The 13,191-nt window shown below is 42.1% G+C and carries 18 protein-coding genes; 9 read left to right on the top strand and 9 right to left on the bottom strand.

The genetic code is table 11. From position 1 onward, the window contains the following. Position 1 precedes the first annotated feature (1 nt). The 6 genes from queE to HMPREF9189_RS03785 form a co-directional block, all read right to left on the bottom strand. Complete coding sequence (queE, locus tag HMPREF9189_RS12405) at positions 2-718, bottom strand: 7-carboxy-7-deazaguanine synthase QueE (RefSeq protein ID WP_000196474.1); 717 nt, start codon at positions 716-718, stop codon at positions 2-4. After that, on the bottom strand, positions 711-1,154 hold the full coding sequence (queD, locus tag HMPREF9189_RS03765) for a 6-carboxytetrahydropterin synthase QueD (protein ID WP_000464577.1): 444 nt from the start codon (positions 1,152-1,154) through the stop codon (positions 711-713). Before queD ends, queE begins: the two co-directional genes overlap by 8 nt. Continuing rightward, positions 1,154-1,807 (bottom strand): 7-cyano-7-deazaguanine synthase QueC, encoded by a 654-nt coding sequence (gene queC, locus HMPREF9189_RS03770; protein ID WP_000828771.1) that lies wholly within the window; start codon positions 1,805-1,807, stop codon positions 1,154-1,156. The genes queD and queC overlap by 1 nt, the downstream gene beginning before the upstream one ends. 203 nt (positions 1,808-2,010) lie before the next feature. Then, a complete protein-coding gene (trxA, locus tag HMPREF9189_RS03775; RefSeq protein WP_001029581.1) occupies positions 2,011-2,325 on the bottom strand; it encodes a thioredoxin in 315 nt (104 codons plus the stop codon). A gap of 14 nt (positions 2,326-2,339) precedes the next feature. Next, entirely contained in the window at positions 2,340-2,561 is a 222-nt protein-coding gene (locus HMPREF9189_RS03780) for a DUF4649 family protein (RefSeq protein ID WP_000570266.1), read from the bottom strand. 98 nt (positions 2,562-2,659) lie between these two features. Continuing rightward, a complete protein-coding gene (locus HMPREF9189_RS03785) occupies positions 2,660-3,040 on the bottom strand; it encodes a MarR family winged helix-turn-helix transcriptional regulator (protein WP_000221644.1) in 381 nt (126 codons plus the stop codon). A 196-nt stretch (positions 3,041-3,236) separates the two neighbouring features. On the opposite strand from HMPREF9189_RS03785, the gene HMPREF9189_RS03790 reads away from it, so the two are divergent. Together HMPREF9189_RS03790 and HMPREF9189_RS03795 are read left to right on the top strand one after the other, a co-directional pair. Further along, the gene (locus tag HMPREF9189_RS03790) at positions 3,237-3,611 is read left to right on the top strand and encodes a CidA/LrgA family protein (protein WP_000781322.1); all 375 of its coding nucleotides are present in this window, start codon (positions 3,237-3,239) and stop codon (positions 3,609-3,611) included. Continuing rightward, the gene (locus tag HMPREF9189_RS03795) at positions 3,608-4,303 is read left to right on the top strand and encodes an LrgB family protein (protein WP_001288935.1); all 696 of its coding nucleotides are present in this window, start codon (positions 3,608-3,610) and stop codon (positions 4,301-4,303) included. The genes HMPREF9189_RS03790 and HMPREF9189_RS03795 overlap by 4 nt, the downstream gene beginning before the upstream one ends. A gap of 34 nt (positions 4,304-4,337) precedes the next feature. On the opposite strand, the gene HMPREF9189_RS03800 is transcribed toward HMPREF9189_RS03795, so the two are convergent. From HMPREF9189_RS03800 to HMPREF9189_RS03810, 3 genes are read right to left on the bottom strand one after another with little or no spacing between them, the layout of a single operon-like run. After that, positions 4,338-5,066 (bottom strand): hypothetical protein, encoded by a 729-nt coding sequence (locus HMPREF9189_RS03800; RefSeq protein WP_000498751.1) that lies wholly within the window; start codon positions 5,064-5,066, stop codon positions 4,338-4,340. A gap of 15 nt (positions 5,067-5,081) precedes the next feature. Then, positions 5,082-5,777 carry an ABC transporter ATP-binding protein gene (locus tag HMPREF9189_RS03805; protein WP_000173181.1) on the bottom strand — a complete coding sequence of 232 codons (696 nt, stop codon included), beginning with the start codon at positions 5,775-5,777 and terminating at the stop codon, positions 5,082-5,084. 4 nt (positions 5,778-5,781) lie between these two features. Continuing rightward, positions 5,782-6,147 carry a GntR family transcriptional regulator gene (locus tag HMPREF9189_RS03810; RefSeq protein ID WP_000119120.1) on the bottom strand — a complete coding sequence of 122 codons (366 nt, stop codon included), beginning with the start codon at positions 6,145-6,147 and terminating at the stop codon, positions 5,782-5,784. A gap of 140 nt (positions 6,148-6,287) precedes the next feature. On the opposite strand from HMPREF9189_RS03810, the gene nrdR reads away from it, so the two are divergent. The 7 genes from nrdR to HMPREF9189_RS03845 all read left to right on the top strand — a co-directional run bounded on the left by nrdR (position 6,288) and on the right by HMPREF9189_RS03845 (position 13,051). Beyond that, complete coding sequence (gene nrdR / locus HMPREF9189_RS03815; protein WP_001203678.1) at positions 6,288-6,761, top strand: transcriptional regulator NrdR; 474 nt, start codon at positions 6,288-6,290, stop codon at positions 6,759-6,761. Further along, positions 6,762-7,925: a DnaD domain protein gene (locus tag HMPREF9189_RS03820; RefSeq protein WP_000803923.1), complete on the top strand. Its 1,164-nt coding sequence runs from the start codon at positions 6,762-6,764 to the stop codon at positions 7,923-7,925. Beyond that, positions 7,926-8,822 carry a primosomal protein DnaI gene (gene dnaI / locus HMPREF9189_RS03825; protein WP_000446483.1) on the top strand — a complete coding sequence of 299 codons (897 nt, stop codon included), beginning with the start codon at positions 7,926-7,928 and terminating at the stop codon, positions 8,820-8,822. Next, a complete protein-coding gene (locus HMPREF9189_RS03830; protein ID WP_000140839.1) occupies positions 8,819-9,532 on the top strand; it encodes an NADPH-dependent oxidoreductase in 714 nt (237 codons plus the stop codon). Before dnaI ends, HMPREF9189_RS03830 begins: the two co-directional genes overlap by 4 nt. 13 nt (positions 9,533-9,545) lie before the next feature. Further along, a complete protein-coding gene (gene der / locus HMPREF9189_RS03835) occupies positions 9,546-10,856 on the top strand; it encodes a ribosome biogenesis GTPase Der (protein WP_001207689.1) in 1,311 nt (436 codons plus the stop codon). A 117-nt stretch (positions 10,857-10,973) separates the two neighbouring features. Beyond that, positions 10,974-12,023, top strand: coding sequence for a DUF2971 domain-containing protein (locus tag HMPREF9189_RS03840; RefSeq protein ID WP_255261167.1), 1,050 nt, complete (start codon positions 10,974-10,976; stop codon positions 12,021-12,023). A 200-nt stretch (positions 12,024-12,223) separates the two neighbouring features. Continuing rightward, positions 12,224-13,051, top strand: a complete 828-nt coding sequence (locus HMPREF9189_RS03845) for a YgcG family protein (RefSeq protein ID WP_000748675.1) — start codon at positions 12,224-12,226, stop codon at positions 13,049-13,051. Positions 13,052-13,191 lie beyond the last annotated feature (140 nt).

Genomic DNA, 13,191 nt, shown 5'->3' on the forward strand with positions numbered 1-13,191 from the left:
CTTAAACACCACGTTGGTTGTCGTAGAGGAGGGTATGAAGTTGAGGGAGGACGCGGACATTGCCCCAGCTATCATCAGCAGCGACACGTTCCCAGAGTTCTTTGAGGCGGTCTAGTTGGTCTTGAACGATATTGCCTGTAGCCTTGGGCTCAGGGTTTCCTGCTGATAAGAAGAGAACATCTGGTTGGTAGCGTTCTTGAATGTCTTTGGCAAAGGCCAAATCGGCATCATCAAAGACAGGGATTTTAAAGGTGACTTTATCTGGATCCAGTTGGGAAACGATAAAGTCCAAGGTCTCAAAGTTGACTTCCATCTTGGATGAAGGAGGTTTTGGACTCAGAGTAACCTGGTCGATGTCTTTCAACCAATTTTGCCAGCGGGAGCCTTGAGTTTCAACAGCCAGAGTGACACCACGTTCCTTGAGTTTAGTGACCAATTCGGCCATGTTGGCTGCTAGGATAGCAGGATTTCCCCCAGATAGAGTTACATAGTCGTAGCTTCCTAGCTTGTCTAATTCAGCAATGACTTCGTCAGCCGTCATGCGAGTTGGTTTTTCAGAACCATCCCAAGTAAAGGCAGAGTCGCACCAGTCGCAGTGGTAGTCGCAACCTGCAGTGCGGACAAACATAGTTTTCTGCCCGATAGCACGGCCTTCACCTTGAAAGGTTGGGCCGAAAATTTCCAGAACTGGTAGTTTGAGGACACGTTCCCTAGTCATCTAACCACTCCCGTCTAAACTCCGCAAAGGCAGTCGGAGTCTCATAGAGGCGGACGTATTCCAAACGGAGACTGCGCTCGTCTGGCAACTCTTGACTCATGGTTTGAAAAATCCAGTAAACCATATTTTCAGCAGTCGTGTTCATATAAGGCAGGGTTTCATTGAGATAGCGATGATCCAAGTGGGGCTCTAAGTAGTTCTTGTAGATAGCTTTGATATCTCCGAAATCGTAGGTCATGCCACGTTCATCTAAAAATCCACTGACAGCAATCTGCAGATGATAAGTGTGGCCGTGCAGGGATTTGCATTTTCCTTCATAGTGAAAGAGGTGGTGGGCAGCGTCGAAGGTAAATTCTTTTGATACCAAGGTTCTGTGAGGATTGTAGACAAGAGATTCCCCAGTTTCTTGTTTGATTTCTTTAGGTGCAAAAAACATTAGCCCTCTCCTTTCTGTGAGAGATAAACATCTAGGCCATGCTGACGTAGGTGGCAAGCTGGGCAATCTCCACAGCCACTTCCGATAATCCCATTGTAGCAGGTCAAGGTCTTTTCACGAACGTAGTCAAAGGCACCGAGTTGGTCGGCTAACTTCCAAGTTTCAGCCTTGTCTAGCCACATGAGAGGTGTTTGGATAACAAAGTCGTAATCCATGGCAAGGTTGAGCGTAACATTAAGGGATTTGACAAAGACATCCCGGCAGTCAGGGTAGCCTGAAAAATCTGTCTCGCAGACACCTGTCACGATGTCTTTAATGCCCCGTTGCTTGGCAAGAACTGCCGCAAAGGAAAGAAAGAGGTGGTTGCGACCGTCAACAAAGGTATTGGGAACCTCTCGCTCTTTTTGCTCGATCTCCAAATCAGAGGTTAAGGCATTTTCAGTGATTTGCCCCAGTAGAGACATATCTAAGATGTGATGACGAATGCCTTGTTCCTTAGCGATTTCTCTAGCAACTTGAATTTCGAGATGATGACGTTGGCCATAGGCAAAGGTGACAGCTTCGACTGTTTCATAGTGTTCTTTAGCCCAAAAGAGGCAAGTTGTGGAATCTTGACCGCCACTAAAGACGACCAAGGCTGATTGACGTTTCATAGTACTCCTTCCAAAATGGGAAATGTTCAGAGCACGCAAAAAGCTCCCTTTAGGGGAGCTAAAAAATACCAAGTAGAGGTTTTTTTTAGCGATGGCATGTCCCAAACATCGTAATATTCTACCTACAGTCTAGCATATTTTTTGAAAAATGGCAAAGGGCAAGAAAAAAAGAGACCAAATAAAGTACTTGGTCTCTCGTGTGATTAGCTCAATTCAGCAACGATGGCCTTGATTTGTTCTGCAGTGTGAACACCAGCAACTTGTTTCACCACTTGGCCGTCTTTTTTGAAGAGAAGAGTTGGAATAGACATGATTCCAAAGGCACGAGCTGTGTTTGGATTTTCATCAACGTCCATTTTAACGATTTTCAAAACATCTTCTGAAAGTTCTTCAGACAATTTATCCAAGATTGGACCTTGCATACGACATGGACCACACCAAGTTGCCCAGAAGTCTACCAAGACCAATCCGTCTTTTGTTTCTTGTTCAAATGTTGCATCTGTAATTGCTTTTGCCATTGTATTTCTCCTTTTTAATTATATTGGCTTAAATCTTGTTTCATGAGATAGAAGAAGACATCTCCATAAGTCCCATGGTAGTCCAAATCATGACCATTATAGGTTAATTTTTGAACTGGGTAATAGTCTGCGACACCGATAAGGCAAGCTTGTTGAGAACGTTCAAAGTCTTCGTAAGACTCGAAAGTCATGGTTCTCTCTTGTTTGCTGGTGTCTAGATAGGTAATTTCGATCATATTAAACTCCTTTGTTCGATCTTGACTTTATTGTACTCCTTGAAAAGAGGAATGTCAAGAAAAATGATTGCGCACGCAACTTTTTTTTAAAATACTCATTAAGGCAAGAAATCAAGACTGGTTTCCAATCTTTCTTCGACGGCTTTTTGTAGATAAGCCAGGGTTGTTTGTCCCTCGTCAGTCAGGCAGATAAAACTAGCCCGTCTATCCTGGTCGCAACATCTGCGACTAAGCAAGCCACAGTTTTTCTCTTCTAACCTAGCCACCATTCGAGAAACAGCGCTTGGGCTGAGATGGAGTTTATCTGGCAGGTCAATTTGTCGTAGAGATTTTTCTTGGGCTAGATTCAGATAGTAGAGAAGGTAAAACTCTTTCAAGTTCAGCCTTTGTTCACTCTGCTGGGCAATAGTTTCTTCCAACAAGGCTTCCATTTCCTTTTGACGGCGGTTGTAGTCAAACCACTTTTCCAAATAGGTCATTGCTTTCTCCTTTCTTTTCAAAGTAAAAATCACAAAATCATTACTGACTGTCTTCCTAACACAAGATGATTGCGCATGCAATGATTATACTACTTTTAACTTATCCTTGCAAGAAAGAAGAATTTCAATATTTCCTTGAAATTTTCTGAAAAAAGAGTAAACTGGTATGCAAGAATTCTATTTCAAGGAGTTTAGGATGAAATTATATGTTCAATTAATGATTCTTTTTGTGATTTCATTGATCGGTGAGGGAATCTCCAGTTTCTTTCATCTGCCCATCCCAGGCAGTATTATCGGTTTGATTATTCTCTTTCTAGCCCTACAGTTCAAGTGGCTAAGGACCAGGCATGTCAACATGGTTGGGAATTTCTTGCTGGCCAATATGACCATTCTCTTTTTGCCGCCAGCAGTGGGTATCATGGAAAAGTTTGATGTCATTGCTCCCTATCTTTTGCCTATTGTTTTGATTATCTTTTTTGCGGCTGTCATCAACATTATCCTCATAGCCCTAGTGGTTCAGTTTATCAAGAGACGATTTGAGGGAGATTATGAGAAAGGAGATGCCAAATGAGTGAATTTGTATCCAATCCTCTGTTTGGGATTGCATTATCTATCCTAGCTTATCTAGTGGGAATGCTGATTTACAGACGTTTTCCCCATCCTTTGACAACGCCCTTGCTTTTGTCGGCTATTTTTATCATTATTTTCCTTAAGGCGACGGGGATTTCTTATCAAGATTATTACCAAGGTGGGGTTTATCTGAATAATTTGATTGTCCCGTCGACGGTGGCTCTAGGGATTCCGCTTTATAAGAGTTTTCACTTGATGAAGCACCATGCTCGGAGTATTCTCTTTGGTAGTCTGCTAGCAGTAGTTGTCAATACTAGCTTCACTGCCATAGTGGCGAAAATATTTGGCATGGACTTTTTCCTAGCCATTTCTCTTTTTCCTAAGTCAGTAACAACCGCCATGGCAGTGGGGATTACAGAAAAATTGCAGGGTTTAACGACTGTGACCTTGGTCGTCGTAGTAGCGACTGGGATCTTAACCAGTGTGATCGGACCAACCCTTTTGAAGTGGTTGAAAATTGACGATCCAGTGGCAGTTGGTCTTTCCCTTGGTGGAACAGGTCATGCAGTCGGAACAGGAACAGCCTTTCGATACGGCTCGGTAGCAGGAGCCATGGGTGGCTTGGCCATCGGTGTCACCGGTATTCTCTATGTTTTTGTTAGCCCTATTGTAGCCAGTTTGATATTGAGTTAAAGCAAAACCCAGCTCTTGTAAGCTGGGCATTTTTTTATTGCAAGTTAACCTTGTTTTTCAAGATATAGTAGGTACCGAGATAGTAGATAGCCGATAAAAAGAGATCGCGCAAGATTTCTGTACCAATCATCATGTTAAAGTCATTTTCAATTCGGAAAAAGAGAGAAATATAACCAATAACGATGGCAATGACGATATAGGCCAGAATTCCCATAGCTGTTCGATACTCATTAAAGAGTTGTCCGATCGAGATTGCGAGGTATATGGACAAGATCCATGCGATCGAACTGACAAACAGTGATAGGGCATACAGCCAGCCGTAGCTGAGGTAAGGGGAAATGAAGTTATAGAGAGCAGTGAAGTCTTTTTCTATTGGTGTTAAGAAGAAGATAATCAATATACTCAAGATAAAGACGATATAGCTTAAGATGGACCAGACAAGACCACCCAAAAGTTTTGCGGTGATGATTTGGTGCTCTGATACAGGCAAAGTCAAGGTCAAGTAACCTTGGCGATCATAGACACTGCCCTTAAATCTTCGGATGATTAAAAAGATTGTTGCAATCCAAAGAGTGACGCTGAGTCCTCCAAAGACTAATACTAAAAAGAAGATGAAATAAGCAGCATTGTTAGGATTGTAACTCTGGCTAAGGCTGCTAATAAAAGCTCCAATCAAAACTGAAATTGCAAGTACAGCACCGTAGAGTGCCAAATACCATTTATTGATATTTTTAAATTCATAACGAACTAAATTCCAAAACATAATAATCTCCTTTAACTAAGCCTTGAACTCTTGACGGAAGAGCTGGTCAATGGATTCACCTGACTCGTAACGAATATCATCAACATTTCCTTGGCGGACGACTTTTCCGTCTTTGAGGAAGATAATCTCATCCAAGATAGGCTCAATATCCGAAATCAAGTGGGTTGAAATCAGTACCGTTGAAGTTGGTGAGTAGTTGTTGATGATGGTATTGAGGATATAATCACGGGCAGCTGGATCCACTCCACCGATCGGTTCATCGAGGACATAAAGACGAGCTTCGCGACTCATAACCAGGATGAGTTGAACTTTTTCCTTGTTCCCTTTTGATAATTTCTTTAAGCGACTATTTTCATCAATGCCAAGGTCTGCAAGCAGATGTTGGGCACGTTCAAGATTGAAATCCTGATAGAAGGTTTTAAAGTAAGTCAGGGCTTCTTTAACCTTCATTTGCTCATTGAGATAAGTTGTGTCAGGAAGATAGGAGACAATCGCCTTTGTAGCAGGACTTGGATCCAATCCGTTAATGAGAACACGTCCTTTATCAGGCTGAAGAAGGCCATTGATCAGTTTGATCAAGGTTGTTTTCCCAGAACCGTTTGGTCCAAGGAGTCCGACAATCTTTCCGGCTGAGATCTCTAGTGAGATATTGTCAAGTGCCGCAGTTGCTCCATATGATTTTGATACATTTTCAAGTGCTAGTAGTGTCATAGTCTTAAACTCCTTTAATATAGTCGCTTAATACATTTGGCAGTTCTTCTTTTTGGTAGCCAAATTGGAGCATGCAAGAGACGAATTGTTGCAGCTGCTCCTCGGAAAGTTGTTTGCGGGACTGAAGGATGAGGTCCAAATCCTCGGTGACAAAACGACCAGTTGTCCGCTTGCTGTATACGAATCCTTCACGTTCAAGGTCAGACAAGGCGCGCTGGATGGTATTGGGATTGACCCCAGCCTCGCTCGCCAGTTCTCTTACGGTTGGGAGCTGTTGGTTGGGTTCCAGTTCATGGGAAACAATCTGTAGTTTGATTTTTTCCATAATCTGTAAATAAATCGGTTTTGTATTATCAAATGACCAGGACATCATAGTCTCCTTTCTATGTCTTTATTGTTCTAATTAAATAATACAATAAAACAAAAAACTTGTCAAGTAAAAATAAGAATTGTTTTGGGAATTGCTCAAAAAATGGTATAATGAAAAGAAAACGACAAGGAGGGAAATGCATGCGTTGTCCAAAATGTGGGGCTACCAAGTCTAGTGTTGTTGATAGTCGACAAGCCGAAGAAGGAAATACCATCCGTCGAAGACGTGAGTGCGACGAGTGTCAGCATCGTTTTACAACCTATGAACGAGTAGAAGAAAGAACGCTAGTTGTCGTCAAAAAAGACGGTACGCGAGAACAATTTTCAAGAGATAAAATCTTTAATGGGATTATCCGTTCAGCCCAGAAACGCCCGGTTTCAAGTGATGAAATCAACATGGTGGTCAATCGTATCGAGCAAAAACTCCGTAGTCGCAGTGAGAATGAGATCCAAAGTGAATATATTGGATCTTTAGTCATGGAAGAATTGGCAGAGCTGGATGAGATTACCTATGTTCGTTTTGCCAGTGTTTACCGTAGTTTTAAGGATGTGAGTGAGTTAGAGAGTCTGCTCCAGCAAATCACCCAATCCTCAAAAAAGAAAAAGGAAAAATAAATGAAGCCAAATGACCGTTTTTCTTTTCTAAAGAATAATCGGGTGTCACAAGATACCTCTTCTCTGGTGCAGTGCTACCTCCCGATTATCGGTCAGGAGGCGCTGAGCCTCTATCTATATGCCATTACCTTTTGGGATGGTGGGCAAAAGGAGCATCTCTTTTCCCATATCCTCAATCACTTAAACTTTGGCATGCCTACCTTGCTCCAATCCCTTAAAGTCTTATCTGCTTTGGATTTGTTGACCCTTTATCAGAAGGGGGAGAGTTATGAGTTGGTCATCCATTCGCCTCTATCCAGTCAGGAATTTCTAAGTCATTCTATCTATAGTAGACTCTTGGAGAGAAAGATTGGGGATACTGCGCTTGCTTCCCTGAAGCAGGCTCCAAGTGAGGGAGAAGAACTCTCTGTTTCTTTGAGCCAAGTCTTTCCAAACCTGACCGAAGAAGTGACTCCAACCGAGTTTAAAATCAAGATGAAAAATGATTTTGACTTAGAGCATTTTCAGCGGCTGATGGCTCGAGATGGTTTGCGTTTTGAAGACGAGCAGGCGGATGTTTTGGAATTGTTTGCCATCGCAGATGAAAAAAAATGGACTTGGTTTGAAACCTATCAATTAGCCAAGGCGACTACAGTGGCTCAGGTTATTTCTGTCAAACGTATGCGTGAAAAGATAGCACAAAAACCAGCGTCTTCTGACTTTAGTCCCAAAGAAATGACCATTATCAATGAAGCCAAAAATAAAACACCCCTGCAATTTTTAGCGGAAATCAAGCAAACGCGTAAGGGAAACATCACCCAAAGTGAAAGAGAACTCCTTCACCAGATGGCGTCTTTAGGCTTGTTGGACGAAGTCATCAATATCGTCTTACTTTTAACCTTTAACAAGGTTGATTCGGCCAATGTCAATGAAAAATATGCTATGAAAGTCGCAAACGACTATGCCTATCGCAAGATTCGGACAGCAGAAGAAGCTGTGCTTCGGATTCGAGAGCGTCAGCAAAAAGGGCAAGAAGAACAGAAAAACAAGGCTAGCTCAACTAAGACAAATGTTCCTAAGTGGAGTAATCCAGAATACAAGAATCAAACCAGTGAGGAGACTCGTCTGGAACTAGAACGTAAAAAACAAGAAATGTTAGCCCGATTAGAAGAAGGAGGAGACTAGATGGAAAGTGTTGGTGATGTAATCAAACGTCAGACAAGTCGTTTTCAGTATCAGGACCTGGTCCAGCAGATCATGAAGGACCCAGATGTAGCGGCTTTTATCCAGAAAGAATCCCTCAGTCCAGAGGAGTTGAATCGTAGCATCTCCAAGTTCAATCAATATATCACAGAACGGGACAAGTTTCTTCGTGGGGATGCGGACTATATAGCACGTGGTTACAAGCCTATCTTGGTCATGAATCACGGTTATGCGGACGTTTCTTATGAAGAAACACCAGAACTAATCGCGGCTGAAAAAGAGGCTGCAATCAAGAATCGCCTCAAGTTGATCAATCTACCAGCAAGTCTCAAGAAAGCGAAATTAGCTCAGATTGACCTGGATGATCTAGGACGCTTGCCGATTTTTGAGAGACTCTATGCCTTTGTTGACCTTTACCCAAGCATCCGAAAAGGCCTCTATCTTTATGGAGATTTTGGTGTCGGAAAGAGTTTCATGATGGCGGCCCTGGCTCACGACTTATCTGAAAAACGTGGGGCTTCAACGACTATTCTCCACTATCCAAGTTTTGTCATTGATGTGAAAAATGCCATCGGTGAAGGCTCTGTGAAGACCTTGGTGGATGACATCAAGTTAGCAGAGGTCTTGATCTTGGATGATATTGGCGCAGAGCAGTCGACTCCTTGGGTGCGTGATGAGATTCTCCAAGTCATTCTTCAGTACCGCATGCAGGAAGATTTGCCGACCTTCTTTACTTCCAACTTTAATTTCCAAGATTTGGAAAAACATTTTGCCAAAGGAAAGAATGGAAATGATGAGACTTGGGAAGCTAGACGGGTTATGGAAAGGATCCGCTATTTAGCAGAGGAAACGAGACTAGAAGGAGAAAATCGCCGATGACAGAAACCATTAAACTGATGAAAGCTCATACTTCAGTTCGTCGTTTTAAGGAGCAAGAGATTCCTCAAGAACACTTAAATGAAATCTTGACTGCTGCCCAAATGGCGTCATCTTGGAAAAATTTCCAATCCTATTCTGTGATTCTTGTACGCAGTCAAGAGAAGAAAGACGCTTTATATGAATTGGTTCCTCAGGAAGCTATTCGCCAGTCAGCTGCCTTTTTGCTCTTTGTTGGTGACTTGAACCGAGCTGAAAAGGGAGCAAGTCTTCATACGGATACTTTCCAACCCCAAGGGGTGGAAGGTCTCCTTATCACGTCTGTGGATGCTGCGCTTGCTGGTCAAAACACCTTGCTTGCAGCAGAGAGTCTGGGATATGGTGGTGTGATTATCGGCTTAGTCCGTTACAAATCGGAAGAAGTGGCAGAGCTTTTTAATTTGCCTGACTATACCTACCCAGTTTTTGGGATTGCCCTTGGCGTGCCAAACCAACAACATGATGTCAAACCAAGACTGCCTTTGAGCCAAGTGGTTTTTGAAGAAGAATACCAAGAACAGCCAGTTGAAGCGATTTTTGACTATGACCAAGAACAGGCAGACTATGCTGGTGCGCGTGCGACGACCTCTTGGAGTCAGCGTTTAGCAGAGCAGTTTGGGCAAGCCGAACCTAGTTCAACTCGGAAGAATCTAGAACAGAAAAAGTTATTGTAGAAAGTGAGAAAACATGGCCTTACCAACTATTGCCATTGTGGGACGTCCCAATGTTGGGAAATCAACCCTATTTAATCGGATCGCTGGTGAGCGGATCTCAATCGTAGAAGATGTTGAAGGTGTGACACGTGACCGTATCTATGCGACGGGTGAGTGGCTCAATCGTTCCTTTAGTATGATTGATACTGGAGGGATTGACGACGTCGATGCTCCCTTCATGGAGCAAATCAAGCACCAGGCAGAAATTGCCATGGAAGAAGCAGATGTCATCGTCTTTGTCGTTTCAGGTAAAGAAGGGATTACAGATGCGGACGAGTACGTAGCTCGCAAACTCTATAAAACCCATAAGCCTGTTATCCTTGCCGTTAACAAGGTTGACAACCCTGAGATGCGAAATGATATCTTTGATTTCTATGCGCTTGGATTGGGTGAACCACTGCCAATTTCGTCTGTCCACGGTATTGGTACGGGTGATGTACTGGATGCCATCGTGGAAAATCTACCACATGAAGTTGAAGAAGAAAATCCAGATGTCATTAAATTCAGCTTGATTGGCCGTCCAAACGTTGGAAAATCAAGTTTGATCAACGCTATTTTGGGAGAAGACCGCGTGATTGCTAGTCCAGTAGCTGGGACAACGCGTGATGCCATTGATACCCACTTTACAGATACGGATGGACAAGAGTTTACCATGATTGATACAGCTGGTATGCGTAAGTCTGGTAAAGTCTACGAAAATACGGAGAAATACTCTGTCATGCGTGCCATGCGTGCCATTGACCGTTCTGACGTGGTCTTGATGGTCCTCAATGCCGAGGAAGGTATTCGTGAGTATGATAAGCGTATCGCTGGATTTGCCCACGAAGCTGGTAAAGGAATGATCATCGTGGTCAACAAGTGGGATACCCTTGAGAAAGACAACCATACGATGAAGAAATGGGAAGAAGATATCCGTGAGCAGTTCCAATATCTGCCTTATGCTCCGATTGTCTTTGTCTCTGCTCTGACCAAGCAACGTCTCCACAAACTACCTGAGATGATCAAGCGAATCAGCGAAAGCCAAAACACCCGTATTCCTTCAGCGGTCTTGAACGATGTCATTATGGATGCCATTGCTATCAATCCAACACCGACAGACAAAGGAAAACGCCTCAAGATTTTCTATGCGACCCAAGTGGCAACCAAGCCACCAACCTTTGTCATCTTTGTTAACGAAGAAGAACTTATGCACTTCTCTTACCTGCGCTTCTTGGAAAATCAAATCCGCAAGGCCTTTGTCTTTGAAGGAACACCAATCCATCTCATTGCAAGAAAACGCAAGTAAAATGATAAAAAGGATTAAGTCCTAGTAATCAGTGATGAAAGAGTAATTGTATATGATTGCTCTTTTTTACTAAACAATATTGAGTGTTTAAATAATTTTTAAATTTTTATAGAGGTGGTGACTTTATTGAAAATTATTCTAAAAGAGGACATTGAACTATATCGTTATTTGATTGCAAAGGTAACATTCTTACAGACGCATAAAGAATATCGCTTGGTGGAATCTTTCTTAGATAGTAATTGTTTTTTAATTGCCAATCGTGCAACAGAAGAGAAAGTGTTTGTGGCGCTCTTTAAACAACCGACTAGGAAAACGGTAGAGGTAGAGTGTAAGAAGGTTATGTTTATTCAAACCAGGAATACTAGGATTCCTGAAGGATTTGATATAGAAAAGGCGGATAAAGGATTTAATGACCAGCTTGCCAAGAATATTCGACTGGGCTTTTTAGCACCAGATCAGTTAGTCGAGCAGTTTCAAGGGGTATTTAAAGAAGACGTTGAGACGTATTTTAAAAAGGCAGAAGCAGCGATTCAAGAAGAGCGACAAGTTTTTGTGAAGTACTATGCCAAGGAAACGATTGAGAAGAATCCCTACCAGGTTGTGGAAGGCAATGTGTCGTTTAGCCATCCGAAGCATTTCAACGACCCGTTTGACTGTAATTGCTACTATGCGGATGGTCATTCGATGATGGATTTCTTCCGTGTGTTTTGTTTTACGCATGCTGCAGATAATATTTTAATGTGGTCCTATTACGCCAATAGCCACGCAGGTTATGCGCTTGAGTATTCGTATGCGAGTCTTTTGGATAAAATTCATTCCTTGAAGGTAGACGGACTCTGTGTATACGGCCCGGTGGAGTATATCGATAAACGTCCTAATACGAGAAGCAATAGCAACCAATTCTCTTATTCGAATCTGAACTTTTATATTAAGGCGACCTTTGCAAAATTCAAAGAGTGGCAACACGAGAGAGAATACCGCTTTGTGTGCATTCTGGATGAAAAAGCGGAAGCCGCGCAAGAAGTTCTTGGAGATTGGGTGGTCATTCCACAAGTGGATGTCGTGCAAGGATACGCTGGATGTAACAATGAAATAATTAAAGTAAGTGGGTATTACCCAATCAAAAAATTAGAAAAAGATATTTTAAATTACCAGTTAAAATCTTAATAGAAAAGTAAGTTCAATAAGAAAAAAGAAAACACAAGGTCTTCTTTTTCTTATTGGGGTCGAGTTTTGGAAGACTTGTCATCAAATTAACATCAATTTCAGGGTTGCTGTCACAGTTTTGTAATGAAAATGTACTTTCTTTGTAAAAATCAAAATGCTATAATTCCTTAAATCGATTTTCCTTTATCAGGGAGGTTATTATGAAAAAAAGCAAATTGTTTAAACATAGTTTGTTGGTTCGCTTGCTTGGGTTGCTGATGGTCTTTCTCTTCTTGTCAGCATTCACAGCACCTGAAAAACCTGAGTACGGGATCTATGACCCGGATCATTATTTAACGGATGAGACTATAAGTCAGATTCGGGAATTGAATAATGTCAATAGTAAAAAATCAGAAAAATTCCAGATGGGTGTTTACGTTGTGAAAAGCCTAAATGGAGAAACAATCGAGACTGTGGCCAATGAAACAGCTAGGGCTTGGAAAATTGGCTACTCGGGAGACAATCACGGTGTCTTGATTGTGGTAGCAGTCCAAGATAGAAAATCACGGATTGAAACCAGTAATAATGTGGCCAGTAAGATCACTGACTATCAGACTCACAGGTTCTTGACAACAGCACGTCCTTACTTTAAAAAGGGAGACTACAGTAATGGAGTTCTTTCTATAGCAAACAATCTCAACTACATGTTTTATAGTGGATCGAGTACGCCTGCTTCAAGTTCTAAAAGTAGTTACGACTATGCTTCTAATTCTAGTCGTCTAAGAGAAATTGAAAAGTATACCGTTGAGAGCCGATCTTCAAAACGTCATCGAAAAAGCAGTTCGAGTGACGGAGTTATCGGATTTGGAATTCTCATTTACTTCATTGTGATGATTATCGGCTTTATTTTTGGAGGCCGTGGTGGTTCACGTGGAGATGATTCTGGCGGTGGCTGGTGGGGCGGCGACTCATCTGATTCGGGCTCCGACTCATCTGGAGGCTGGGACGGCGGTGGCTTTGATGGCGGTGGTTCGTCTGATGACTGGTGAGTGATCATATATTACTCAAACCGATTTCTCCATACAGTAAGGTGACTCCTTTGCAAGAGTTTACTCCTTAATTAAAAATAAAAACAAAGTTTGGGAAATTGATTTAAAATCTGAGTATTTTCTCAGAAAAGTTGATAAAA

This window comes from Streptococcus sp. oral taxon 071 str. 73H25AP, assembly GCF_000146755.1.
Classification (GTDB): domain Bacteria; phylum Bacillota; class Bacilli; order Lactobacillales; family Streptococcaceae; genus Streptococcus; species Streptococcus oralis_T.